The sequence below is a fragment of the Agromyces molybdatiresistens genome (assembly GCF_052748445.2).
On the sequence record NZ_CM188258.1, the window covers coordinates 1,250,784 to 1,273,085 of the forward strand.

22 protein-coding genes and 1 tRNA gene are annotated in these 22,302 nt (G+C 72.1%); 11 read left to right on the forward strand and 12 right to left on the reverse strand.

Features of this window, described 5'->3' with window-relative positions:
* The first annotated feature begins 13 nt into the window (after positions 1–13).
* The 3 genes from ACULK2_RS05675 (at position 14) to ACULK2_RS05685 (ending at position 2,918) form a co-directional block, all read left to right on the forward strand.
* On the forward strand, positions 14–1,189 hold the full coding sequence (locus ACULK2_RS05675; protein ID WP_445970278.1) for a DNA polymerase III subunit delta': 1,176 nt from the start codon (positions 14–16) through the stop codon (positions 1,187–1,189).
* A complete protein-coding gene (locus ACULK2_RS05680) occupies positions 1,186–2,715 on the forward strand; it encodes an alpha/beta hydrolase (RefSeq protein WP_445970279.1) in 1,530 nt (509 codons plus the stop codon). The genes ACULK2_RS05675 and ACULK2_RS05680 overlap by 4 nt, the downstream gene beginning before the upstream one ends.
* A 130-nt stretch (positions 2,716–2,845) precedes the next feature.
* Positions 2,846–2,918: transfer RNA gene (locus ACULK2_RS05685), tRNA-Thr, on the forward strand.
* Between the two features lie 85 nt (positions 2,919–3,003).
* On the opposite strand, the gene ACULK2_RS05690 is transcribed toward ACULK2_RS05685, so the two are convergent.
* A complete protein-coding gene (locus ACULK2_RS05690; protein ID WP_445970280.1) occupies positions 3,004–3,573 on the reverse strand; it encodes a dienelactone hydrolase family protein in 570 nt (189 codons plus the stop codon).
* Positions 3,574–3,640: 67 nt separating this feature from the next.
* Here ACULK2_RS05690 and ACULK2_RS05695 point away from each other — a divergent pair, with 67 nt between their 5' ends.
* The gene (locus ACULK2_RS05695) at positions 3,641–4,207 is read left to right on the forward strand and encodes an ArsR/SmtB family transcription factor (RefSeq protein ID WP_445970281.1); all 567 of its coding nucleotides are present in this window, start codon (positions 3,641–3,643) and stop codon (positions 4,205–4,207) included.
* A gap of 32 nt (positions 4,208–4,239) precedes the next feature.
* Here the strand turns inward: ACULK2_RS05695 and ACULK2_RS05700 are convergent, their stop codons facing one another.
* Both ACULK2_RS05700 and ACULK2_RS05705 read right to left on the reverse strand, forming a co-directional pair.
* Complete coding sequence (locus ACULK2_RS05700; protein WP_445970282.1) at positions 4,240–4,935, reverse strand: response regulator; 696 nt, start codon at positions 4,933–4,935, stop codon at positions 4,240–4,242.
* Positions 4,932–6,086 (reverse strand): sensor histidine kinase, encoded by a 1,155-nt coding sequence (locus tag ACULK2_RS05705; RefSeq protein WP_445970283.1) that lies wholly within the window; start codon positions 6,084–6,086, stop codon positions 4,932–4,934. Before ACULK2_RS05705 ends, ACULK2_RS05700 begins: the two co-directional genes overlap by 4 nt.
* A 171-nt stretch (positions 6,087–6,257) precedes the next feature.
* On the opposite strand from ACULK2_RS05705, the gene ACULK2_RS05710 reads away from it, so the two are divergent.
* A complete protein-coding gene (locus tag ACULK2_RS05710; RefSeq protein WP_445970284.1) occupies positions 6,258–6,992 on the forward strand; it encodes a hypothetical protein in 735 nt (244 codons plus the stop codon).
* Between the two features lie 103 nt (positions 6,993–7,095).
* Here the strand turns inward: ACULK2_RS05710 and ACULK2_RS05715 are convergent, their stop codons facing one another.
* Together ACULK2_RS05715 and ACULK2_RS05720 are read right to left on the reverse strand one after the other, a co-directional pair.
* Positions 7,096–8,010 carry an SGNH/GDSL hydrolase family protein gene (locus tag ACULK2_RS05715; RefSeq protein WP_445970285.1) on the reverse strand — a complete coding sequence of 305 codons (915 nt, stop codon included), beginning with the start codon at positions 8,008–8,010 and terminating at the stop codon, positions 7,096–7,098.
* A 10-nt stretch (positions 8,011–8,020) separates the two neighbouring features.
* Positions 8,021–8,839 (reverse strand): SGNH/GDSL hydrolase family protein, encoded by an 819-nt coding sequence (locus tag ACULK2_RS05720; protein WP_445970286.1) that lies wholly within the window; start codon positions 8,837–8,839, stop codon positions 8,021–8,023.
* 101 nt (positions 8,840–8,940) lie between these two features.
* Between ACULK2_RS05720 and ACULK2_RS05725 the strand changes: the two genes are divergently transcribed.
* The 6 genes from ACULK2_RS05725 to ACULK2_RS05750 all read left to right on the forward strand — a co-directional run bounded on the left by ACULK2_RS05725 (position 8,941) and on the right by ACULK2_RS05750 (position 14,983).
* Positions 8,941–9,930 (forward strand): Gfo/Idh/MocA family protein, encoded by a 990-nt coding sequence (locus ACULK2_RS05725; RefSeq protein ID WP_445970287.1) that lies wholly within the window; start codon positions 8,941–8,943, stop codon positions 9,928–9,930.
* 269 nt (positions 9,931–10,199) lie between these two features.
* Complete coding sequence (locus tag ACULK2_RS05730; protein WP_501044972.1) at positions 10,200–11,165, forward strand: M20/M25/M40 family metallo-hydrolase; 966 nt, start codon at positions 10,200–10,202, stop codon at positions 11,163–11,165.
* A 72-nt stretch (positions 11,166–11,237) separates the two neighbouring features.
* A complete protein-coding gene (locus ACULK2_RS05735; RefSeq protein ID WP_445970288.1) occupies positions 11,238–12,836 on the forward strand; it encodes a D-alanyl-D-alanine carboxypeptidase/D-alanyl-D-alanine-endopeptidase in 1,599 nt (532 codons plus the stop codon).
* 95 nt (positions 12,837–12,931) lie between these two features.
* Positions 12,932–13,597: an isochorismatase family protein gene (locus ACULK2_RS05740; protein ID WP_445970289.1), complete on the forward strand. Its 666-nt coding sequence runs from the start codon at positions 12,932–12,934 to the stop codon at positions 13,595–13,597.
* On the forward strand, positions 13,594–14,364 hold the full coding sequence (locus tag ACULK2_RS05745; protein WP_445970290.1) for an alpha/beta fold hydrolase: 771 nt from the start codon (positions 13,594–13,596) through the stop codon (positions 14,362–14,364). Before ACULK2_RS05740 ends, ACULK2_RS05745 begins: the two co-directional genes overlap by 4 nt.
* A 25-nt stretch (positions 14,365–14,389) precedes the next feature.
* Positions 14,390–14,983, forward strand: coding sequence for a MarR family winged helix-turn-helix transcriptional regulator (locus ACULK2_RS05750; RefSeq protein ID WP_445970291.1), 594 nt, complete (start codon positions 14,390–14,392; stop codon positions 14,981–14,983).
* Between the two features lie 36 nt (positions 14,984–15,019).
* Here ACULK2_RS05750 and ACULK2_RS05755 read toward each other — a convergent pair whose 3' ends face one another.
* The 7 genes from ACULK2_RS05755 to hpaH form a co-directional block, all read right to left on the reverse strand.
* Positions 15,020–15,184: a hypothetical protein gene (locus ACULK2_RS05755; RefSeq protein WP_445970292.1), complete on the reverse strand. Its 165-nt coding sequence runs from the start codon at positions 15,182–15,184 to the stop codon at positions 15,020–15,022.
* Positions 15,185–15,446: 262 nt separating this feature from the next.
* On the reverse strand, positions 15,447–16,571 hold the full coding sequence (hpaD, locus tag ACULK2_RS05760; protein WP_445970293.1) for a 3,4-dihydroxyphenylacetate 2,3-dioxygenase: 1,125 nt from the start codon (positions 16,569–16,571) through the stop codon (positions 15,447–15,449).
* A gap of 66 nt (positions 16,572–16,637) precedes the next feature.
* Entirely contained in the window at positions 16,638–18,131 is a 1,494-nt protein-coding gene (gene hpaE / locus ACULK2_RS05765; protein WP_445970294.1) for a 5-carboxymethyl-2-hydroxymuconate semialdehyde dehydrogenase, read from the reverse strand.
* A 71-nt stretch (positions 18,132–18,202) separates the two neighbouring features.
* Positions 18,203–18,892 carry a GntR family transcriptional regulator gene (locus tag ACULK2_RS05770; RefSeq protein WP_445970295.1) on the reverse strand — a complete coding sequence of 230 codons (690 nt, stop codon included), beginning with the start codon at positions 18,890–18,892 and terminating at the stop codon, positions 18,203–18,205.
* Positions 18,889–20,466 carry a fumarylacetoacetate hydrolase family protein gene (locus ACULK2_RS05775; RefSeq protein ID WP_445970296.1) on the reverse strand — a complete coding sequence of 526 codons (1,578 nt, stop codon included), beginning with the start codon at positions 20,464–20,466 and terminating at the stop codon, positions 18,889–18,891. Before ACULK2_RS05775 ends, ACULK2_RS05770 begins: the two co-directional genes overlap by 4 nt.
* Before the next feature lie 79 nt (positions 20,467–20,545).
* Positions 20,546–21,430, reverse strand: coding sequence for an aldolase/citrate lyase family protein (locus tag ACULK2_RS05780; RefSeq protein WP_445970297.1), 885 nt, complete (start codon positions 21,428–21,430; stop codon positions 20,546–20,548).
* Complete coding sequence (gene hpaH / locus ACULK2_RS05785) at positions 21,415–22,200, reverse strand: 2-oxo-hept-4-ene-1,7-dioate hydratase (protein WP_445970298.1); 786 nt, start codon at positions 22,198–22,200, stop codon at positions 21,415–21,417. The genes ACULK2_RS05780 and hpaH overlap by 16 nt, the downstream gene beginning before the upstream one ends.
* Positions 22,201–22,302: the final 102 nt, after the last annotated feature.

Genomic DNA, 22,302 nt, shown 5'->3' on the forward strand with positions numbered 1-22,302 from the left:
GTAGCGTGGGGTCGTGACCGTGTGGAGCGACCTGACGGGGCAGGATGCCGCGATCGACGTGCTGCGAGCGGCCGCGGCGGCGGCCGCCGAGACGCGGGTCTCCGCCGACATGACGCACTCGTGGCTCATCACCGGGCCGCCCGGCTCGGGCCGTTCGAACCTCGCGTACGCGTTCGCCGAGGCGCTGCTCTCCGCCAGCCCCGACGGCGACCCGACGACGCACGCGCAGGTCGCGGCGCGCAGCCATCCCGACCTGCATGTCCTCGCGACCGAGGGCGTCATCATCAAGGTCGCCGACGTGCGCAAGATCGTCGAGCGCTCGCACTACGCGCCGTCCGTCGGCCACCACCGCGTGATCGTCGTCGAGGACGCCGACCGCATGACCGAGCAGACCTCGAACGTGCTGCTCAAGGAGCTCGAGGAGCCGCCGGAGCGGACCGTCTGGATCCTGTGCGCCCCGAGCGAGGCCGACCTGATCCCCACGATCCGTTCGCGCGTGCGGTCGGTGCGCCTGCAGGTGCCGGGCATCGCCGCGGTCGCCGACCTGCTCGTGCGGCGTGACGGAGTCGACGCCGAGCTGGCCGAGCGCGCGGCGCGCGCGGCGCAGAGCCACATCGGGATGGCGCACCGGCTCGCCACGAGCGCCGACGCGCGCGACCGCCGCGACGAGACGCTCCGCCTGGCGTTGCACGTCCGCTCAACGCCCGGCGCCGTGCTCACGGCGGCGCGGCTCATCGAGATCGCCGGCGACGACGCGAAGGCGATCACCGAGCTGCGCGATGCCGAGGAGCGCGAGCACACCCTTCGCTCGCTGGGCGTCTCGCCCGGTCAGGCCGTGCCGGCCGCACTGCGCTCTCAGCTGCGCGCCCTCGAGGAGGACCAGAAGCGCCGCGCGACCCGCAGCCTGCGCGACGGGATCGACCGGATCCTCGTCGACCTCGCATCGCTGTTCCGCGACATCCTCATCACCCAGCTCGGCGCGGGGGTCGAGCTCGTGAACCTCGAGATCGCCGGCGACATCGGCCGCGCGGCGGCATCCGCGACGCCGGCGCAGACGCTCGCGACGCTCGACGCGATCCAGGAGGCCCGCATCCGTATCGACGCCAACGTCCAGCCCACGCTCGCCCTCGAGGCGATGCTCGTCGCCGCGATCCGCCGGCCGGAGCCGTCGCGAGAGGTGCGCTCGTGAGCCCCCGACGCCGGCCGATCGCCGCTGCGGCCGCGGTGGCGGCATCCGTGCTGCTGTTCACCGGGTGCAGCGTGCCGTCGTTCCTCGGCGGCGGGACCGAGCTCTCCGAGCCCACCGGCGAATCGGTCGCGGCCGAGCTCGAGCCGTACTACTCGCAGGTCCTCGAGTGGGAGCGCTGCGACGACCTGATGTGCGCCACGGCGACGGCGCCGCTCGATTGGAGCGATCCGGGGGAGGGCGAGATCGAGCTCGCGCTCGTGCGGAAGCCGGCGAGCGGGCAGAAGATCGGTTCGCTGCTCGTGAATCCGGGCGGCCCCGGCGGATCCGGCTTCGACTTCATCGCGGAGTCGATCGACTACGCCGTCGGCGCTCCGCTGCAGGAGCGGTTCGACGTGGTGGGCTTCGACCCGCGCGGCGTCGGTCGGTCGAGCCCGGTCACGTGCGTCGATGCCGCCCGCATGGACGAGTTCCTCTACGGCATCGTCCCCGCGGAGCGCGGCAGCGACGAGTGGATCGCCGAGGTGACCGAGGCCAACCGGCAGTTCGGGCAGGCGTGCGCCGACGAGACCGGGGAACTCCTCGGCAACGTCGACACCGTCAGCGCCGCACACGACCTCGACCTGCTCCGCGCCATCCTCGGCGATGACCGGCTGAACTACCTCGGCTACTCCTACGGCAGCTTCCTCGGCGCGACGTACGCCGGGCTCTACCCCGAGAAGACCGGGCGGCTCGTGCTCGACGGCGCCATCGACCCGACGACCTCCAACCAGGAGGTCAACATCGCCCAGTCGGTCGGGTTCGAGGACGCCCTGAAGGCCTACCTCGCGGACTGCCTCACGGGCGAGGAGTGCCCGTTCTCCGGGTCGGTCGACGACGCGGCCGACGAGGTCTCACGCCTGTTGGCCTCCGTCTCGGAGAGCCCGCTCCGCGGCAGCGACGGCCGCATGCTCGGCGCCGACGCGCTCGTGACGGCCATCATCTACCCGCTCTACAGCGCCGAGAGCTGGCCGTACCTCAGTGACATGTTCGAGTCGGTGATGTTCGGCGAGGCCGACACGGCGCTCGCATTCGCCGACCTCTACAACGGCCGCGAGCCCGACGGCACGTACCGCGACAACTCGACCGAGGCGTTCCGCGCCGTGAACTGCCTCGACTACACGTACGACGACGACCCGGCGAAGATGCGCGCCGACGCCGAGGAACTCGCGCAGGCGGCGCCGATCATCGGACCGTACTTCGGGTACGGCGACATCGGGTGCGCGCAGTGGCCCGTCACGAGCGAGGGCGACCGTGAGGCCATCGCGGCCGAGGGCGCGGCGCCGATCATGGTGATCGGCACGACCGGTGATCCCGCCACGCCGTACCAGTGGGCCGTGGCGCTCGCGGAGCAGCTCGATTCCGGCTTCCTCGTCAGCTACGACGGCGAGGGGCACACTGCGTACCGGAAGTCGAACGCCTGCGTCGACGACACCGTCGAGAGCTTCTTCATCGACGGCACGGTGCCCGCGTCGGATCCGGAGTGCTGACGACGGTTCACCGCGCTCCGACCCGGCGCGCTGTGCGGATCGCGCAGGGGGCTCGAGTGGTCATCAGCACTCCGAAAACCCGCTAACATGGTCTCTCGTGCCGTCCGGTGCGTCTCGCAACGGATGCCACGCCGCCTTAGCTCAGTCGGCAGAGCGATTCACTCGTAATGAATAGGTCGTGGGTTCGATTCCCACAGGCGGCTCCGGCACGAAGGGCCCGGACGATGTCCGGGCCCTTCGCTCGTTCCGGTCGTGCGCCGGCCCTCGCGCGGGGCGCGGGCCCGCTGGTCAGATCGTCGCGAGGAACGCCCGTACCCGTTGCATCAGCAGCGCGGATGCCTCGGGGTCGTACGCGTCGAGCGACGAGTCGCCGAACAGGTGCTGGTCGCCCGGGTAGATGAACAGCTCCGCCTCCGGCGTGGAGGCGACGAGTTCGCGTGCGGCCGGCAGGTCCTCCTCGAAGAACTCGTCGCCCTCCTTCCCGTGGACCTGCACGGGCACGCCCTCGGGCCACGCCTCCCCGAACTCGGAGACCGGGATGCAGGAGTACATGAGCAACGCCCCGCGCGCGCCGGGTCGGGTCTGCGCGAGTTGCTGGGCGATCATCACGCCGAAGGAGAACCCGGCGTAGACGAGTCCGGACCCGAGCTCGTCGGCCACGGCGGTTCCGCGTCCGCGGATCGTGTCGAAACCCTGTTCGCGTACGAACGCGAACCCCTCCTCGAGGCTGCCGAAGGTGCGGCCGTCGAAGAGGTCGGGCGCATGCACGGTATGCCCTGATTCTCGGAGCTCGTCGGCGAAGACGCGCACCCCGTCGGTGAGGCCCTGGATGTGGTGGTACAGCAGCACGTCGGCCATGTCAGTGGCGCTCCTCGTCAATTGATCCATATTATTCGAACAATCGGCGATGCTAGTCTGATCGCCTATGGAGGACAACCCCCCGGACTACGAGCTCGCCGATCGCATGGCGCTGACCGAGCCGGCGCAGGTGCAGGCGATCGCCCATCCGCTCCGCACGACGATCCTGCAGCTCCTCCATGAGCGGGCGGCGACGGTCACCGAGCTCGCGGTCGCCGTCGGTCGCCCCAAGAGCACCGTCGCGCACCACGTCGACGTGCTCGCCAGGAACGGCCTGCTGACCGTGGTGCGCACCCGCAAGGTGCGCGCGATCGAGGAGCGCTTCTACGGCCGCACGGCGCGCATGTTCCACGTGGCGGCGGAGCCGTCGACGGCCGGCGTCGTCATGCCGCGAGACTTCAACGACTTCGAGGTCGCGGCACGCGAGTCGGCGATGGCCTTCGAGCAGGGCACGTTGGAGGGATTCATCCGGCATGCCCGCATCTCCGGCGATCAGGCGTCGCAGTTCTGGGAGCGGATGGCCGCGCTCGTCGACGAGTTCGACCGGATGCCCCGGTCGGGCGAGACCGTGTACGGGTTCGCGGTCGGCATCTACCCGACCGACCACCCGAGCCTGCCGCATGCGGACGGATGAACCACGACGAGGCGCGAACCGGCGTCCGACGCTCAGGGCGCGGCGCGGTCGCCCGGCCGCACGAGGCCAGACTCGTACGCGAGGATCGCGATCTGCACGCGGTCGTGCGCGCCCAGCTTGGCGAGCAGGCGCGACACGTAGGTCTTCACGGTGGATTCGCTGAGGAAGAGTTCGGCGCCGATCTCGGCGTTGGAATGTCCCCTCGAGATCAGCCGGATGATCTCGACCTCGCGCTCCGTGAGGTGCAGGTCCGGCGGGAGCGCGGCGTCGGGGGGCGGCGCGGCGGCGAAGCGTTCGAGGAGACGCGCCGTCAGGGCGGGCGCCAGCATCGCCTCACCGCGCGCGACGACGCGGACCGCGTGCACGAGGTCCGCGGGCGGCACGTCCTTCAGGAGGAATCCGGATGCCCCGGCCCGCACGGCCGCGAACACGATCTCGTCGAGGTCGAACGTGGTGAGTGCGAGCACGCGACGCGAGGCGTCGGCATCGAGGATGCGGCGTGTCGCCTCGATGCCGTCCATGACGGGCATCCGGATGTCCATCAGCACGACGTCCGGTTGGAGCTCGGCGGCCGCGGCCACCCCCGCAGCACCGTCGGCGGCCTCGCCGACGACCTCCAGGCCGGCGCGCTCGAGGATCAGGCGGAACCCGACGCGCACGAGCTCCTGGTCGTCGACGAGGAGCACGCGGGTCGCATCCGCGCCGCCGACGTCCCCGGCGGTGCTCACGACGTCGCTCCGGTCGGCAGCGATGCGTGCACGCGCCATCCGCTCGGCCCCGGCCCCGCCTCGAAGGTGCCGCCGTAGAGTGCGACGCGCTCGCGCATGCCGAGGAGGCCGTGCCCGGCAGGCCGCTCCACGGCAAGGGCATCGCCGTCGTCGCTCACGGTGATGTCGATCCGGTCCGTCGTGCGGTCGATGGCGACCGACGCAGAGGCCGCCCGAGCGTGCCGACGGACGTTCGTCAGGGCCTCCTGGACGACGCGGTAGACGGCGAGCTGGCGTCCGGCGGACACGTCACCCGCGTCCTCCGGCATCCGGAAGTCGACGTCGAGCCCGGCGGCGCGCGCCTGGTCGACGAGCTCAGGGATGCGGGCGATCCCGGGTTGCGGCGCCAGGCTGTCATGATCATCCTCGCGCAGCAGCTCGACGACGCGCCGGACCTCGGCCAGGGCATCGCTGCCCGTCGTGCGGATCGCCTCCATCGCGGTGCGCGCCGCGACGGGATCGGCGTCCACGACCTCGGCCGCGGCCCCCGCCTGCACGACCATCACGCTCATCGAGTGGCCGAGGATGTCGTGCAGCTCGCGGGCGATCCGAGCGCGTTCCTCCGCGACCGCACGGAGTGCCGCCTGCCGCGCGTCGGCCTCCGCCGCGGCCGCCCGCACCGCGGCATCCACCGCCCGTCGTTCGGAGGCGCGCATGCCGATGCCGACGAGGAAGATCGTGAGCAGGACGCCCCAATGGAAGAACTGCTCGCTCGGCCCCTGCAGCTCGGGGACGAAGAGATCGGCGAGGAGCACGGTCGCGAACACCGAGCCGCAGACGATCGCCGAGATGCGGACGCTGCCATGGCGCGCGCCCGAGTACAGGGCGAGCGCCACCGGCAGGAAGCTGCCGAAGAACAGGACCAGCATGTCGCCCGAGGTCGCGACGAAGCAGACGACCCAGGTCAGCGGGATGCCGACCAGGACGATCGGGAACATCCGGCGCACCGTGAGCGGCGCGGCGCAGATGAGGATGGCGATCGAGGCCACGACGGGCGAGCCCGTGCCCTGGACGGAGTCGAACGGCACCCACACCTCCGCGAGGCCGAGCGCCGCGACGAGCGCGGCGACGGCGACGTCCTGCGCGAGATGCCAGCGTGTGCGGCGGTCCACGACCGCAGGCTAGCGGGCCGGATGGTGCGGAGGGAATCATCCGCCGGTGATCGGCGGGTCGACTTCGGGTGATCGACACGGTCCGACCGATCGATGACCGCGATGCCGCCGCGCCCCTAGCTTCGGGTCGACGCCGCGGAGGGACCGCGGCCCGAAGGAGAGGATCCGTCCATGTCCACGCACCGCGCCCTGCCATCCGTCCGCCGCAGCCTCGTCGCCGGCTCGCTCGTCGTCGCGATCCTGATGTCCGGCGGCGGGCTCCTGCTGCAGCCCGAGTTCCCCGACGACCCGACGGAGTACGTCGAGCTCCTCGCGGGTTCGGCGCTCGCACCGATCGGCCTGCAGGTGTTCCTCTGGTCGCAGGTCTTCTGGGCGATCGGCCTGATCGGGCTCGCCCACGCGACGAGCCATCGCTCGCCTCTGCTCGCCACGCTCGGCGCCGCCTTCAGCGGGCTCGGTGCATTCGGGCACGCCGCCTACGGCGGGGCGAGCCTCGTCACGCTCGGGATGGCGCGGTACGCCGTGGAATCGGGCGACCTCGACGCCGCCGAGGCCGCCTTCGCCACCACGCAGGGCGGCGACTTCGTGCCGTTCCTCCTGGCGGGGCTCGCTGGGACCGTGCTCGGGGCGGTGCTCGTCGCGGTCGCGCTGCTCCGCTCCGCGGTCGCGCCAGTCTGGGTCGCGATCGCCATGCTCGCCTGGGTCGTGGTCGAGTTCGTGCTCCCGAACTTCCTGTCGGGCGAATGGATCACGTACACGTCGCTCGTGCTGGGCGTCATCGCGTTCACGGGTGCCGCCGTGGCGGTGTTCCGCGGCGGGTCGCGGGCGTGGACGACGATGCTCGAGGCGCCGGCGCACCAGGGTGTCGCCACTCCGCAGGCCGGCGCCGCCGCGACGCAGGCCTGAGCGCAGGACCGGGCCGCCGCGGCCCGCCCCGAACGGCGCCGCGCGCGGAACGGCGAGGAGCCCGGGCGTGCCGCCCGGGCTCCTCGGCGTCGTGCTGTGGAGGCTACGGGATCGGGACGGTCCGGATCGCCGCCGCGTACGCGACGTAGCCCGCCGCGGTGGGGTGGAAGCTGTTCGTGCTGCTGAGCCAGTTCCAGTCGTTGATCCACGGGCTGGAGCTGCCGATGCCGTGGCCGGCGAAGTCGTCCTCGACGTCCACGAACACGCCGCCCGCGGAGGCCGTGGCCGCCTCGATCACGTTGTTCAGGTCGACCGTCTCGTCGTTCACCTCGTTGCCCCACGCGTACTTCGGGTTCGCGCCCGAGCTGTTCTCCCAGAACAGCAGCGGGTAGCCGGCGACGATCACCTTCGCGCCCGGTGCCCTCGCCTGGATGCCGTCGACCACGGCGATGACGTCGGCGGTGAACTCCGGCGATGCCGCGATCGCGGCGCCGGCGGCGATCTTCGACGAGCACGACGAGTTCGGCAGCACGAAGCAGTTCTGCATCACGTCGGCGAAGCCGACGTCGTTGCCGCCGACCGTGACCGTCACGAGCTTCGCCGTTGTGGGAATCGCGCCGATCTGGCGCGCGAGCACGTCGGCCGTGTCCGTGCCCGAGCAGGCAGGGAAGACGACGAGCTTCTTGTCCGTGTCGGCGTCGAGCAGCTTCGGGTAGCTCTTCGAGCTCGTGTAGCAGGTCCGCTCGAGGTAGCTGTTCGCACCGACGCCGGCTGCGAACGAGTCCCCGAGAGCGGCGTATTCGAGCTCGGTCGTGCCGCCGCCGCTCCCGCCACCGCCGGGCTTGCCCGGCTTGTCGGGCTTGCCGGCGATGACGGCAGCGGATGCCGCCTCCGCAGGTGCGATGGCGGTGGCGCCGAGGATCACGCCGATGGCTGCGAGGATCGCGGCCGCGAGCAGGGCGATGCGACGTCCGTCGCGGGACGAGTCGACGGCGACCCGTCCGGTCACACGGGACATGGCGGGCCGCCTAGCTCGTCAGCGCGACGAGGACGGCGTCCCGGTACACGCCCTGCCCGACCGCGGTCGGGTGCAGGAACGTCAGCGGGTCGTTCACGTCGGCGCCGAGCCACGGGTCGACATCGCCCACCTGATGGCCGAGGTACGCGAACGCGAGGCTCGTGTACTCGACGTCGGCGCCCGCGGCGGCCGCCGCGCCCGCCGCCGCGGCGATCTGGCCGTCGAGCGCGAGCGTCGCGCCGTTGACGGTGTCGGTCAGCGTGCTCCACCCGGCGACGAACGGCACCGGGTAGTCGGTCACCACGATGTGCGCCCGAGGCGAGCGTTCGGCGATGGCGAGCAGCAGCTCGGCGAGCTCCTGCCCGATGACTCCGGAGGCCAGGACCTGCTGCGCTTCGACGATGGCCGTCGCACACGCGAGCGACTCCGGATCCGGCGCGCAGATCGCGAGGATCTCGCCCACGCCGAGGTCGTTCCCGCCGACCGTGATGGTCACCAGGGTCGTGCCGCGGTTCACCTGCGACAGCTGCGTGTCGGCGACATCCGAGACCGTCGCCCCGCTGCAGGCCGCCTGGCGGAGCAGGTTCGTGCGCGGCTCGGCATCGAGCAGTACGGGGTAGGCGGCCGTGGACCGAAGGCACGCGTCGAGCGGGATGCCGGCGCCCTGGCCGGCGGCGTACGAGTCGCCGAGCGAGACGTACTTGTTCACGGGTTCGGGCGGTGCGGCGAGCGCGGATGGTGCGGCGCCGAGGAACACGGCGACGAGGGCGACGCTGGCCCCGGCGATCGAGCCGACGATGCGGCTCCTTCGGTTCGAATGTGCCGACATGGCCGAACCGTAGTGCGGAACCTGAGCGATCCGCAGGTCCCAGAACGGGTGTCAACCGGGCCCGGCCCTCCGGAACCCACGCCCCCGCTAGGCTGGCGCGCATGACGGCACGACTGCGATGGGGCATCCTCGCGACCGGCGGCATCGCCCGCCTCTTCACCTCCGACCTCGTGCGGAACGGCTTCGACGTGCGCGCCGCCGGGTCGCGCTCGCTCGAGTCCGCCAGGGCGTTCGCGGACGAGTTCGGGATCCCGGCCGCGTACGGCAGCTATGCCGAACTGGTCGCGGACCCGGACGTCGACGCGATCTACGTCGCCACGCCGCATCCGTGGCACGCGGCCTCGGCGCTCGCCGCGATCGAGGCCGGCAAGCACGTGCTCATCGAGAAGCCGTTCACGCTCAACGAGCCCGAGGCTCGCGTCGTCGCCGATGCCGCCCGTGCCCACGGCGTGCTCGCGCTCGAGGCGATGTGGACCCGGTACCTGCCGCACATGGTCCGCATCCGCGAGATCATCGCCGCCGGCACGCTCGGCGAGGTGCGCTCGATGATCGCCGACCACACGCAGAAGCTCTCGGACGACCCGGCGCACCGCCTGAACTCGCTCGAGCTCGGCGGCGGGGCGCTGCTCGACCTCGGCATCTACCCGGTCTCGTTCGCGTGGGACCTGTTCGGCGAGCCCGCCGTCATCCAGTCCACGGCGATCTTCAAGGAGACCGGCGTCGACGCCCAGGTCGCGGTGCAGTTCGGATACGTCGAGGGCCGCATCGCCTCGACGTTCTCGGCGAGCGACTCCCGCGGGCCGAATCGGGCGCTGATCCTCGGCACAGCGGCGCGCATCGAGATCGACGGGGTCTGGTACACGCCGACGAGCTTCCGCGTCATCGGGCACGATGACGCCGTGCTCGAGGAGTTCACGTCGGACGTGAACGGCCGCGGCATGCACTACCAGGCGGCCGCGCTCGAGCAGCTCGTCGCCGACGGCCGACTCGACGGCGGCGACATCCTGCCCACCGAGGAGTCGGTCGCGATCATGGGCACGCTCGACCGCATCCGCGCCGAGATCGGGCTGCGGTACCCGGGGGAGGACTGAGCGCCGCGAACGGGAGAGCGGCCGGGGTCTCGCGCAGCGACGTCGTCGCGCTGACGCGACGGCTCGTCGCGATCGACGCGAGCAACCCCTCGCTCGTCCCGGGCGGCGCGGGGGAGCGTGAGCTCGCCGAGGTCGTCGCCGCCTGGCTCGCGGCGCACGGCCTGGCGGTCCGACTCGTCGGTGCGGATCCCGAGCGCCCGAGCGTCCTCGCGCGCCGACGGGGCGGAGGCGGCGGGCGCACGCTGCTGCTGGCCGGTCACCTCGACACCGTGGGCGGTGCGGGTCGTTCGGCCGACGGCGTCGTGGCGGCCCCGGCCGACCCCACGAGAACGGATGTCGCGGCCGACGCCGCCGCCGATCGCATCGTCGGCCGCGGCGCGTACGACATGGCCGGCGGCCTCGCCGCCGCGATGGTCGCCGCCGCGACCGCGCCCGAACCCGACGGCGACGTCGTCCTCGCCTTCGCCGCCGACGAGGAGTTCGCCTCGATCGGCATGGAGGAGCTCCTCGCCGAGATCGAGACCGACGCCCGCGGGTTCGGAGCAGGCGGCCGCCCCGACGGCGCCGTCGTGCTCGAGCCGACCGACCTGGAGGTCACCCTCGCGCACCGCGGCTTCGCCTGGTTCCGCATCGAGTACGAGGGCGTCGCGGCGCACGGTTCCCAGCCCGAGCTCGGCGTCGACGCGATCGACCGCGCCGTCGACGGTCTCGTCGCCCTCCGAGCGCTCGCCGGCGAGCTCGACGAGAGGCCGCGGCATCCGCTGCTCGGCACCGGGAGCGTGCGGGTCGCCACCATCGAGGGTGGGACGGACGCCGCCACGGTCGCCGATCGCTGCGTGCTCGTCGTCGAGCGGCGCACCCTGCCCGGCGAGTCCGATCCCGGCGCCGAACTCGAGCGGGTGCTCGCCGCGTCTGCGCCGGCCCGCATCGTCCGGCTGGTGGCGCGGCCCGCGATGGCGACCGATGCGGGCGCCGCGATCGTCCGAGCGGTGATCGGCGCGGTCGAGGAGGTCACGGGCCGACCCACCGTCCACCGCGGCGATCCGTGGTGGACCGACGCCGGCCTGATCGCCGACGCCGGCATTCCAGCCGTGCTCGTCGGGCCGATCGGCGGCGGCGCGCACGCCGACGAGGAGTGGGTCTCGGGCGCATCGCTCGAGACGCTCACGAACGTGATCGGTCGTGTCATCAGGGACTTCTGCGGCGCGCCGGGCGGTGGTCGCGCCAAGCCCTGACGGCGTCGCCGGCCGGAGGCCGCCGCGACCGGCACTCGGGACTCGTCCGGGCGGCCTCCGTACAATGCCCGGGTGAGCGACGAGACGGATGCCGCGGGCGCGGCGCACGAACCGGGGGAGCCCCGGTCGCCGGGCGACCCCGCGAAGGCGACGGCATCGGACGCTCCTGCCGCGTCGCAGGCGTCGACCGACGCCGGCGAACCCGGACCGTCGACCGTGCCGACCGACGCGGATGCGTCCGCTGGACGCCGGCCGCGCGGCATCCGCTCTCTGATCGCCGAGCACCGCATGCTCGCGGCCGTCGCCGGCGTCGCCGCCGTCGGACTCCTCGGCACGGCCGTCGCGTTCGCCGCGACGATGCCGAGCGGCGAGCCGACGCCGGTCGCGTCGGCCAGCGCGACGCCGACCCCGACCGCGACCCCCACGCCGACGCCCACCGCGACCCCGACTCCGGAACCCGCCGCGCGCGTTCGCACCTGCTCGGTCGCCGGCCTCGCGGCCGACCCGCGCCTGGCGAACCTGCAGGCGCAGGTCATGAACGCCGATACCGGCGAGGTGCTCTACGACCGCGGCGGCCTCACGGCCTCGCGCACGGCGAGCGTCATGAAGGTCGTGACCGCGGCGGCAGCGCTCGCCGTGTTCGCACCGGACGACCGGTTCGCGACGACCGTCGTGAAGGGCTCCGAGCCGGGTTCGGTCGTGCTCGTCGGCGGAGGCGACCTGACCCTGTCGCGCACCGCGACGGGGAACGAGACGGTCTACCCCGGGGCGGCGCACCTCGACGACCTCGCGCGCCAGGTCCGAGATGCGTGGAGCGCCGACCCGTCCAACCCGCCGCTCACGAAGCTCGTCCTGGACTCGTCCTACTTCGGCGGCGAGACCTGGCACGCCAGCTGGGCGCCCACCGAGCGCGAACTCGGCTACATGCCGGAGATCACGGCGCTCATGGTCGACGGCGACCGCGACGACCCGTACGCGAACACGTCGCGCCGCGGCGCGGACGCCGTGGGCCGGGCGGGCGACGCGTTCGCGGCCGAGCTCGGAGGCATCGCCGTCGTCGAGCGCGGGACCGCTCCTGCGGGCGCGACCGAACTCGGCCGCGTCTGGTCGCCGACCGTCGCGCAGCTCGTCGACAAGTCGCTCGTCGTCTCCGACAACACGGTCGCCGAGATGCTCGCCCGGCAGGTGGCGATCGAGGTCGGCACCGGCAACACGTTCGAGGCGATCGACCCGGCCGTTCGGCAGGCGCTCGAGACGTACGGCGTCGCGCGCGGCGGCATCCACGTCGTCGACGGCTCCGGGCTCTCACCCGACAGCACGGTGCCGCCCGCCTACCTCACGCGGCTCTTCGCGAAGGTCGAGGCCCGCGAGGGGAACCTCGGCGTCATCCGCGACGGGCTGCCGGTCGCAGGCGTGCGCGGCTCGCTCTCGTACGCCGACCGGTTCGCCGGCGACAACACGGTCGCGCACGGCTCGGTGTTCGCCAAGACCGGCTGGATCGACACGGGCTACACGCTCGCGGGCATCATCCACGCCCAGGACGGCACGACCCTCACCTTCGCGATCTACGCCCTCGGCGACGTCTCGCAGATCACGGCCGATGCGAAGGTCGCGATCGACACGCTGACGACCGGCTTCCACCGCTGCGGGGACGAACTCTCGAACGAGTGACGGAGGGCCCGCCGCGGCATCCGCGAATCGCGACAGAATGGAGACGGCGGGCAGGACGAGCCCAGCCCGAGACCCGAGGAGCGAAGGAGCCGGTCATGAGTCGGGCCCTGTTCATCATCGACGTGCAGAACGACTTCACCGAGGGCGGCGCGCTCGGCGTCGACGGGGGTGCCGCGGTCGCCGCCGGCATCACCGAGTATCTCGCCGAGCACGGCGAACGCTACGACCTCGTCGTGGCCTCCCGTGACTGGCACAACCCCGACGACGACAACGGCGGGCACTTCGCCGCCGCGCCCGACTTCGTGACCTCGTGGCCGAAGCACTGCATGGCCGGAACGCCGGGCGCCGAGTACCACCCCGCGCTCGACACGGCCCGCGTCGACGTGCACATCCGCAAGGGACAGGGCGTGCCCGCCTACTCGATCTTCGAGGGCACGGACGACGAAGGCACGTCGATCGCCGAGGTGCTCGAGCGGCACGGCGTCACCGACGTCGACGTCGCGGGCATCGCGACCGACTACTGCGTGCGCGCGAGCGCGCTCGACGCGATCGAGCACGGACGTCACGTGCGCGTGCTCCGCGACCTCATCGCGGGCGTCGCTGCCGAGAGCTCCGAGGCCGCGATCGCCGAGCTCGGCCATGCCGGAGCCGCGATTGTCGACTCGGCCGAGCTCCCGCCGGGCGAGGTCGTCGAGCGCGACGAGGCCGAGGGTGCGGATGCCCCGGCCGAGCCGGGCGACGACGAGGCGGGCCGCGCGTGATCCCCGAGGCATCCGCCGCGCCGGTGCTGCATGCCGAATCGCCCGACGGAACCCTCATCGCCTACCGCGTGCACGGCGACGACGCGGAGGGTGGTCGCCCGCCCGTGCTCCTCGTGCACGGCTTCGCGTCGACCTCGGCCGTCACCTGGGACGGCACGGGCTGGGTGCGCACGCTCGTCGAGTCCGGGCGACGCGTGATCACGACCGACCTGCGAGGCCATGGCGCGAGTGACAAGCCCGTCACGGCCGACGCGTACGCACCCGACCGGCTCGGCGCCGACCTCGTGGCGGTGCTCGACTCGGCCGCTGCGGCGCGGTGCGACGCGGTCGGCTACTCGATGGGCAACCGCGTGATCTCCGCGCTGTGCGAGCTCGCGCCCGACCGCGTGCGGCGCGTCGTCGTCGGCGGCGCGGGGCCGACCGAACTCTTCGCGACGTGGGACGTCGAGGACGCCGGCGCGTACCTCCACGACGGCACTCCGCCGCGCAACCCCGTGATCGCGCAGGTGCTCGGCCCGGCGATCCGCGCGGGCGCCGACCGCGAGGCCCTCCTCGCGTGCATCGCGGGCGTCCGCGGTGCGCCGCTCGCGATCCCGGGCGGCATCCCCGTGCTCTTCGTCGCCGGTGAGGAGGACCCGGTACCCCGCGGGGTGCAGCAGCTCGCCCTGGATTGGGGGAGCGACCTCGTGACGATCCCGGGCCGCGACCACGTCTCGACGCTCACATCGCGCACCTTCAAGGACGCGGCGATCGACTTCCTCGTCTGAGCGGTCCGGCGGCTAGGGTGTCAGGGTGTCCAGTCGTGCCAGCGGATTCGAGTCGAGCGGCTACTGGTACGGGCCCGACGGCACGCGGCTCGGCAGCGTCGACGTCCTGAACCTCCTGCGCCGCTATCGCGCGGCCGACCAGGAGATGCGCCGACGGACGCGCGACTCGATGGGCATGGGCGAGACCGACCTCCTCGCACTCCGGTACGTGCTGCGCGCCGAGCGGGAGGGCGAGGTGCTGACTCCCGGCATGCTCGCGAAGCTGCTCGGCATCTCCACCGCCTCCACCACGGTGCTCATCGATCGTCTGGAGCGCAGCGGCCACCTGGTCCGCCGACCGCACCCGACCGACCGCCGTTCGCTCGTCGTGGCGAGCACGACCGGCAGCGATGCCGAGGTCCGTGCGACGCTCGGGCGCATGCACCGGGCGATGATCGAGGTCGCCGACGGCCTCGCCCCCGACGAGCTCGGTGTGGTCGCGCGATTCCTCGCGGGCATGATCGAGGCGATGGAGCTCGTCGACCCGCACGAGGACGCGGGCGACGACAGTGCCGGAGACGACGACGCCGCCGGGCACCCATCGGGTGCCGGCGGCGAGTCGAGCCCCACCGGGGCGTGATCGCCGGATCACGTCAGGACGACCCGGCGGCGGCGATCAGACCTTCCGGCTGCCGGTGAGCATCCGGACGAGCCAGACGATCACGGCCAGCACGAGCAGGATGATGCCCACCCAGAGGAGGAAGTTCAGCGACTCCACGAAGCCGCCGGTGAAGAGCAGGATGACGGCGATGATTCCGACGATGATGAGCAGGATGTTCACGGAAGTGCCTTTCTGATGGGCGATGACGCCGTGCGTGCACGGCGTTCGGGAACGTGGGCCCCGGGAGGCGGGTGCCCCCCGGGGTCGATCCCCCCGGTCGTGATCGCCCGCGAAGCGGTCGTTCCCTGATGCGCGATCACGGGTCAAGCATCCCGCCGCCATGCACCGTACGTCCAGCCATTTCGGAGTTTCGTGGAATCCGCTATTGTTCGCGCGCCTGAGGCGGAATCACGCGGATTTCCCGGGCGAGCCGAGGTGCCGCTCAGAGCGTGTTGCCGAGCTTGAAGCCCTTCTGCTCGTCGCCCTTGCGCGTGTACGAGAAGCCGTCGGCGCCGATCGTCACGGCCATCTCGGAGTCGTCGGTGCGCGCGACCACGGGTTTCGGGTGGCCGTCGAGGTCGAGCACCAGCGAGGCCTCGGTGTACCAGGACGGCACGACCGGGTTGCCCCACCAGTCGCGGCGCTGGTTGTCGTGCACGTCCCAGGTCACCACGGGGTTGTCGGGGTCGCCCGTGTAGTAGTCCTGCGTGTAGATCTCGACGCGGTGGCCGTCCGGGTCCCGGAGGTAGAGGTAGAAGGCGTTCGAGACGCCGTGGCGGCCGGGGCCCCGCTCGATGGCGTCCGACATGCGGAGCGCGCCGAGCTTGTCGCAGATGGCGAGGATGTTGTGCTTCTCGTGCGTGGAGAACGCGACGTGGTGCATGCGAGGGCCGTCGCCGCCGGTCATGGCGGTGTCGTGCACGGTCGGCTTCCGGCGCATCCACGCGGCGTAGACCGTGCCCTCCTCGTCCTGGATGTCCTCGGTCACGCGGAATCCCAGGTCCTGCATGAACCCGACCGCGCGCGGCACGTCGGGCGTCACCTGGTTGAAGTGGTCGAGGCGCACCAGGGCGCCCGGGGTGTAGAGGTCGTAGCGCCAGGCGAGCCGCTCGACGTGCTCGACGTCGTGGAAGAACTCGTACGGGAAGCCGAGCGGGTCCTCGACGCGCACGGACTCGCCGATGCCCTTCGTCCAGCCCTCCGTGCGGCGCTCGACGCGGCATCCGAGCTCGGTGTAGAAGGCGACCGCCTTGTCGAGGTCCTCCGGCGTGCGCACCCGGTAGCTGAATGCGGCGACCGCCGCGACCGGGCCCTTCCGCAGCACGAGGTTGTGGTGGATGAACTCCTCGAGCGAGCGCAGGTAGACCGTGCCCTCGTCCTCCTCGGTCACGGTGAGGCCGAGCACGTCGACGTAGAAGTTCCGGCTGGCCTCGAGGTCGGTGACCACGAGCTCCATGTAGGCGCAGCGCAGGATGTCGGGGGCCGGCGCCGTCGGCGTCGGGATCGGGTTCGCGGAGTGGATCGGGGCCTCCTGGCTCACGAAGAAGCCCGAGGAGGTGGGGGTCATGCCATCACGGTGCGATGGCGGGGTGCGGTGGGTCATGTCAGCGTCCTTGCATCGATGGTGGAGGGGTCAGGCCTTGCCGAAGGTGGGGTTGTGGACCGCCCCGAGGGTGATGTGCACCGCCTGCTGGTCGGTGTAGAAGTCGATCGAGCGGTAGCCGCCCTCGTGCCCGAGGCCGGAGGCCTTCACGCCGCCGAACGGCGTGCGCAGGTCGCGCACGTTGTTCGAGTTCAGCCACACCATGCCCGCCTCGACGGCCTGCGCGAAGTTGTGCGCACGCTTCAGGTCGTTGGTCCAGATGTACGCGGCGAGGCCGTACTTCACGCCGTTCGCGAGCTCGAGCGCCTCCTCGTCGGAGTCGAACGGGGTGATCGCGACGACCGGGCCGAAGATCTCCTCCTGGAAGATCCGGGCGTCCTTCGCGACATCCGCGAACACCGTCGGGGCGACGTAGTTGCCGGTCTCGAGGCCCTCCGGGCGGCCGCCACCGGCGACCAGTCGGCCCTCGGCCTTGCCGATCTCGACGTAGCTCATGACCTTGTCGTAGTGCTCGGGGTGCACGAGCGCGCCGACCTCGGTCTTCGGGTCGTGCGGGTCGCCGACGACGACGCGCTTCGCCTGCGCGGCGTACTTCTCCACGAACTCGTCGTAGATCGCGCGCTCGACGAGGATGCGCGAGCCGGCCGTGCAGCGCTCGCCGTTCAGCGAGAAGACGCCGAAGATCGTCGCGTCGACGGCGGCGTCGAGGTCGGCGTCGGCGAAGACCACCGCGGGGCTCTTGCCGCCGAGCTCCATCGAGAGGCCCTTGAGGAACGGCGCCGCGTTTCCGAAGATGATCTGCCCGGTGCGGCTCTCGCCCGTGAAGGAGATGAGCGGGACGTCCGGATGCTTCACCAGCGCGTCGCCGGCCTCCTCGCCGAGCCCGTTGACGAGGTTGAAGACGCCCTGCGGGAGGCCCGCCTCCTCGAAGATCTCGGCCCAGAGGCTCGCCGACAGCGGCGTGAACTCGGCGGGCTTCAGCACGACCGTGTTCCCCGTGGCGATCGCCGGGGCGAGCTTCCACGACTCGAGCATGAACGGGGTGTTCCAGGGGGTGATGAGGCCGGCGACGCCGATCGGCTTGCGATTGACGTAGTTGATCTGGCGCCCGGGCACCTTGTACGTGTCGTCGGCCTGCGCCACGATCAGGTCGGCGAAGAAGCGGAAGTTCTCGGCCGCGCGACGCGCCTGGCCGAGGGCCTGCGTGATCGGGAGGCCAGTGTCGAACGTCTCGAGCTCGGCGAGGCGCGCGTCGCGCGACTCCACGAGGTCGGCGATGCGGTGCAGCACGCGCGAGCGCTCGCGCGGCAGCATCTTCGGCCAGGGGCCGCCGGTGAACGCGCGGCGGGCCGCGGCGACCGCGCGGTCGACGTCGGCCTGCTGGCCGGCCGCGGCCTGCACGTAGGTCTCGTTCGACACGGGGTCGAGCACGTCGAAGGTCTCGCCGCCGATGGAGTCGACGAATACGCCGTCGATGTAGTGACGGACGCGGTCGGGCAGGCCCTCGGGGATGTGGTGCGTCATGCGGGTTTCCTTCCGGTGGTCCGGGTGGTCGGGAAGTCTGCGGTGGTCTGGGTGCCGTGCGGCGTCGGTGGTCAGGCGGTCGCGTCCACCGGCGTCGGTGCGCCCGCGGGCTTGTGCGTCGCCTGGTACGCGAGCACGGCGTCGAGCGTCGCGGTGCGGTGCTCCCGCGCGGCGAGCTCGATCTCGAGCGCATCGGCGCCCTGCTCGATGAGCGCGACGATGCGCTCGTGCTCCTCGACGGACGCACGCGCCCGGCCCGGGACGAAGCTGAACGACGAGTCGCGGAGCACCCGCATCCGGTTCCAGCCGCGGTGCACGAGGTCGAGCACGTGCGGGTTCGGGCAGCCCTCGAAGAGCACGGCGTGGAACTCGAGGTTGAGCTCGGTGAAGCGGTGCGGTTCGAAGTCCTCGAGCGTGCGCCGCATCTCGTCGTTGATCGCCCGCGCCCGCGCGAGCTGCTCAGGGCCGAGGTAGGGCGCCGTGAGCGAGGTCGCGAAGCCCTCCACGAGCGCGAGCGTCTGCATGGTGTGCAGGTACTCGGTCTCCTTGATGAGCGCGACCTGCGCGCCCACGTTCTTCTGGAACGTCACGAACCCCTCGGCCTCGAGGCGGCGGATGGCCTCGCGCACCGGCACCACGGAGACGTCGAGCTCGCCGGCGATCTGCGCGAGCACGAGCCGGTAGCCCGGCACGTAGCGGCCGTCGTCGATGCGCTCCCGGATGTAGCGGTACGCCTGCTGGGACTTGCTCTCGACGCTCATCGCGGCTCCTCGGCGGCGGCCGCGCGGGCCGCCGTGTCGGCGTCGGTCGGGGCGACGGATGCCGCGGCATCCCGCTCGCGCTCGTACCGTTCGCGCCACTCGCGGTTCATGGGGAACAGCCCGTCGACCGGCTCGCCCTCGGCCACGCGCCCGGCGACCCAGGCGTCGGCCGCGTCCTGCTCGGCGGCCTCGGCCGCGACCTCGGCGACGAGGTGCGGCGGGATGACGATCACGCCGTCGCCGTCGCCCACGATGACGTCGCCCGGCTGCACCGCGGCGCCGCCGCAGGCGATGGTGACGTCGGTCTCCCACGGTACGTGCCGGCGGCCGAGCACGCTCGCGTGCGGGCCCTGCGAGAAGACGGGGATGCCGATCTCGGCGACCGCGTCGAAGTCGCGCACGCCGCCGTCGGTGACGATGCCGGCCGCGCCGCGCACCTTGGCACGGAGCGCGAGGACGTCGCCCACGGTGCCCGTGCCGCGCTCGCCGCGGGCGTCGACGACGAGCACCTCACCGGCGCCGACCGAGTCGAACGCGCGCTTCTGCGCGTTGTAGCCGCCGCCATGCGAGGCGAACAGGTCGGGTCGTGCCGGGATGAAGCGGAGCGTTCGCGCCCGGCCGACGATGCGGTCGCCCGGGTGGTTGGCGAACACCCCCTCGATGAAGATGTCGTGGTAGCCGCGCTTGCGGAGCGAGACGGAGAGCGTCGCGACGGCCGCGGAGGAGAGCTGTGCGCGCAGCTCGTCCGTGAGCTCGAACGGCGGCTCCGCGGCATCCGACCGGCCCTCGTCGGGGGCGGGCGAGGTGAGCGGCGTCGCGCGGCCGGCGGCGACCGCGGCCGCGTGCTCCGCCTCGGAGCCCCACGCCTCGACGCGCTGGAGGTCGTCGACGGCGGGCTTCGAGCCGAAATCGCCGAACGCGACCTCGCCCTGCGTCACGGTCGTGACGAGGCGACCGGTCGTCGGGGCGCCCGGCGCACCTGGCGCGTCGACCTCGACCTCGACGACGTCGCCGGGGACGACGACCGACGACCCGGCCGGCGTACCGGTGAGGATCACGTCGCCGGTCTCGAGCGTGAAGTGCTGCGACAGGTCGGCGACGAGCCGGCCGAAGTCGAAGAGGAGAGTGTCGGAGGTGTCCTGCTGCACGAGCGCGCCGTTGACCCAGGTGCGCACGCGCCAGTCGCCCGGGCCGATCCCGTCGACCGGGATCGCGTCCGGCCCGAGCGGCGTGAAGCCGTCGCCGCCCTTGGACCGGACGTTCGACCCCTTGTCGGCCGCGCGGAGGTCGTAGAGGCCGAAGTCGTTCGCGGCCGTGACGGCGGCGACGTGGGACCACCCGGCGGCAGGGGAGACGTGGCGGGCCGGCTCGCCGATGACGAGCGCGATCTCGCCCTCGAAGGCGAGGAGTTCGGTGCCCGCGGGTCGCTCGACCGTTCCGCCAGACTCGCCGAGCGAGCTCTGCGGCTTCAGGAAGTAGCTCGGCTGCCCGGGAGTGCGCCCCCGCTGGGCCGCGCGCGACGGGTAGTTGAGGTGCACGGCGATGATCTTGCCGGGCTTCGCGATGGCGGTCATGGACTCCCTCGTCTGCTGATATTCGAAATCATATATGATCCCCCCCAGACGCGGCAAGGCGGACGGATGCCGCGTCCGCTCAGTAGCTCGGACGTTCGGCGGAACCGGCGCTCGTGCCGGTCGAGCCGTCCTGCGCTCGGCCGATTCCGTCGCCGGCCTGCCCCGAGGCATCCGCAGTCCCTGTCCTGCCGATGAAGCGGTCGGCGAGTGCCTCCGACGCCCGCGCGAGCAGCGCGACATCCGCCCCCACCGCGACGAATGACGCGCCCGCGTCGAGGTAGCGCTCGGCGTCGGCGGGCACGAAGGCGTTGACGCCCACGGGCACGCCCGCCGCGACACCCGCGCGGATCGACGCGAGCACCGCCTCGACGACCTCGGGGTGCGACTGCTGGCCCAGGTGCCCCATCGACGCGGCGAGATCAGCGGGGCCCACGAAGAGCCCGTCGACGCCGGGCGTTGCGGCGATCGCGTCGACGGCGGCCACCGCGGCGGCCGACTCGATCTGCACGAGGAGGCTGATCGTCGACGAGGCATCCGCCAGGTAGTTCTCGACGCGGTTCCAGCGGGAGGCGCGCGCGAGCGACGAGCCCACGCCGCGCACGCCGCCGGTGGGATACCGCACCGCGCGCACGATCTCCGCGGCCTGCTCGGCGGAGTCGACCATCGGCACGAGCAGGTTCTGCACGCCGAGGTCGAGGAACTGCTTGATGATCACCGTGTCGCCGAACGGCACGCGCACCACCGGCGCGACCGGATAGGCGGCGACGGCCTGGAGCTGCGCGAGGATCGACTCGAGTCCGTTGGGGGAGTGCTCGCCGTCGATGAGCACCCAGTCGAGTCCGCTGCCCGCCGCGATCTCGGCGACGAGGGGGCTCCCCGAGCACACCCACATGCCGACCTGCGGGCGGTCGGCCTCGTCCATGCGCGAGGCGAACGTGGGCGGCAGGGTCAGGCGAATCGGCACGAGATGCTCCCGAGGTCGTGGTAGTCGGCGTGCACGGTGTCGCCGCGTTCGACCCACATGGGCCGGGTGAAGCTGCCGGCGAGGATGATCTCGCCCGCGCCGAGCGACTGGCCGTGCTGGGCGAGCTTGTTCGCGAGCCACGCGACACCCATCGCGGGGTGGCCGAGCACCGCGCCCGCGACGCCGGACTCCTCGATCGTCTCGTTCCGGGAGAGCAGCGCACCGACCCAGCGGAGGTCGACGTCGTCGACCTTCACCGGGCGCCCGCCGACGACCATCGCGCCCATCGCGGCGTTGTCGCTGATGGTGTCGACGATGGTGCGGCCCTCGAGCTCGATGTGGGAGTTCAGCACCTCGAGCGCGGGCACGACGTACTCCGTCGCGCGGAGCACGTCGAAGATCGTGCAGTCGGGCCCCTCGAGGTCCGTGCCGAGGACGAAGGCGAGCTCGACCTCGATGCGGACGTTCGAGAAGCGGTCGAACTCGATGACCGAGCCCGACTCGTAGACCATGTCGTCGAAGATCACGCCGTAGTCGGGTTCGGTGATGCCGGTCGCGACCTGCATCACCTTCGAGGTCAGGCCGATCTTGCGGCCGACGAGCCTCGCGCCGGCCGAGCGACGTCGCTCGGCCCACTCGCGCTGCACCGCGTACGCGTCCTCCACGGTCATGCCGGGGTTGCGCGCGGTGAGGAGGGGGACGGTGGTGCGGTCGCGGTCTGCTGCGAACAGTTCGTCGGCGATCTCGCGGATGCGTGACGGGTCTGGCACCTGGTCTCCACTTCGTCGTGAGCGTCACGCCGATCGTATCCGGCGTCGCGTCGGCGGGGTATCTCAGATCATATACGATGTATGCTTCGCGGCAGAGGAAGA

What these genes read in the sequence shown, in the direction of transcription:
- ACULK2_RS05725 (WP_445970287.1), top strand. Translation starts at nt 8,941, where the DNA reads ATGACGGCACGACTGCGATGGGGCATCCTCGCGACCGGCGGCATCGCC.
- hpaD (WP_445970293.1), bottom strand. Translation starts at nt 16,571, where the DNA reads ATGACCCCCACCTCCTCGGGCTTCTTCGTGAGCCAGGAGGCCCCGATC.
- ACULK2_RS05740 (WP_445970289.1), top strand. Translation starts at nt 12,932, where the DNA reads ATGAGTCGGGCCCTGTTCATCATCGACGTGCAGAACGACTTCACCGAG.
- ACULK2_RS05690 (WP_445970280.1), bottom strand. Translation starts at nt 3,573, where the DNA reads ATGGCCGACGTGCTGCTGTACCACCACATCCAGGGCCTCACCGACGGG.
- ACULK2_RS05695 (WP_445970281.1), top strand. Translation starts at nt 3,641, where the DNA reads ATGGAGGACAACCCCCCGGACTACGAGCTCGCCGATCGCATGGCGCTG.
- ACULK2_RS05715 (WP_445970285.1), bottom strand. Translation starts at nt 8,010, where the DNA reads ATGTCCCGTGTGACCGGACGGGTCGCCGTCGACTCGTCCCGCGACGGA.
- ACULK2_RS05710 (WP_445970284.1), top strand. Translation starts at nt 6,258, where the DNA reads ATGTCCACGCACCGCGCCCTGCCATCCGTCCGCCGCAGCCTCGTCGCC.
- hpaE (WP_445970294.1), bottom strand. Translation starts at nt 18,131, where the DNA reads ATGACGCACCACATCCCCGAGGGCCTGCCCGACCGCGTCCGTCACTAC.
- ACULK2_RS05720 (WP_445970286.1), bottom strand. Translation starts at nt 8,839, where the DNA reads ATGTCGGCACATTCGAACCGAAGGAGCCGCATCGTCGGCTCGATCGCC.
- ACULK2_RS05775 (WP_445970296.1), bottom strand. Translation starts at nt 20,466, where the DNA reads ATGACCGCCATCGCGAAGCCCGGCAAGATCATCGCCGTGCACCTCAAC.
- ACULK2_RS05770 (WP_445970295.1), bottom strand. Translation starts at nt 18,892, where the DNA reads ATGAGCGTCGAGAGCAAGTCCCAGCAGGCGTACCGCTACATCCGGGAG.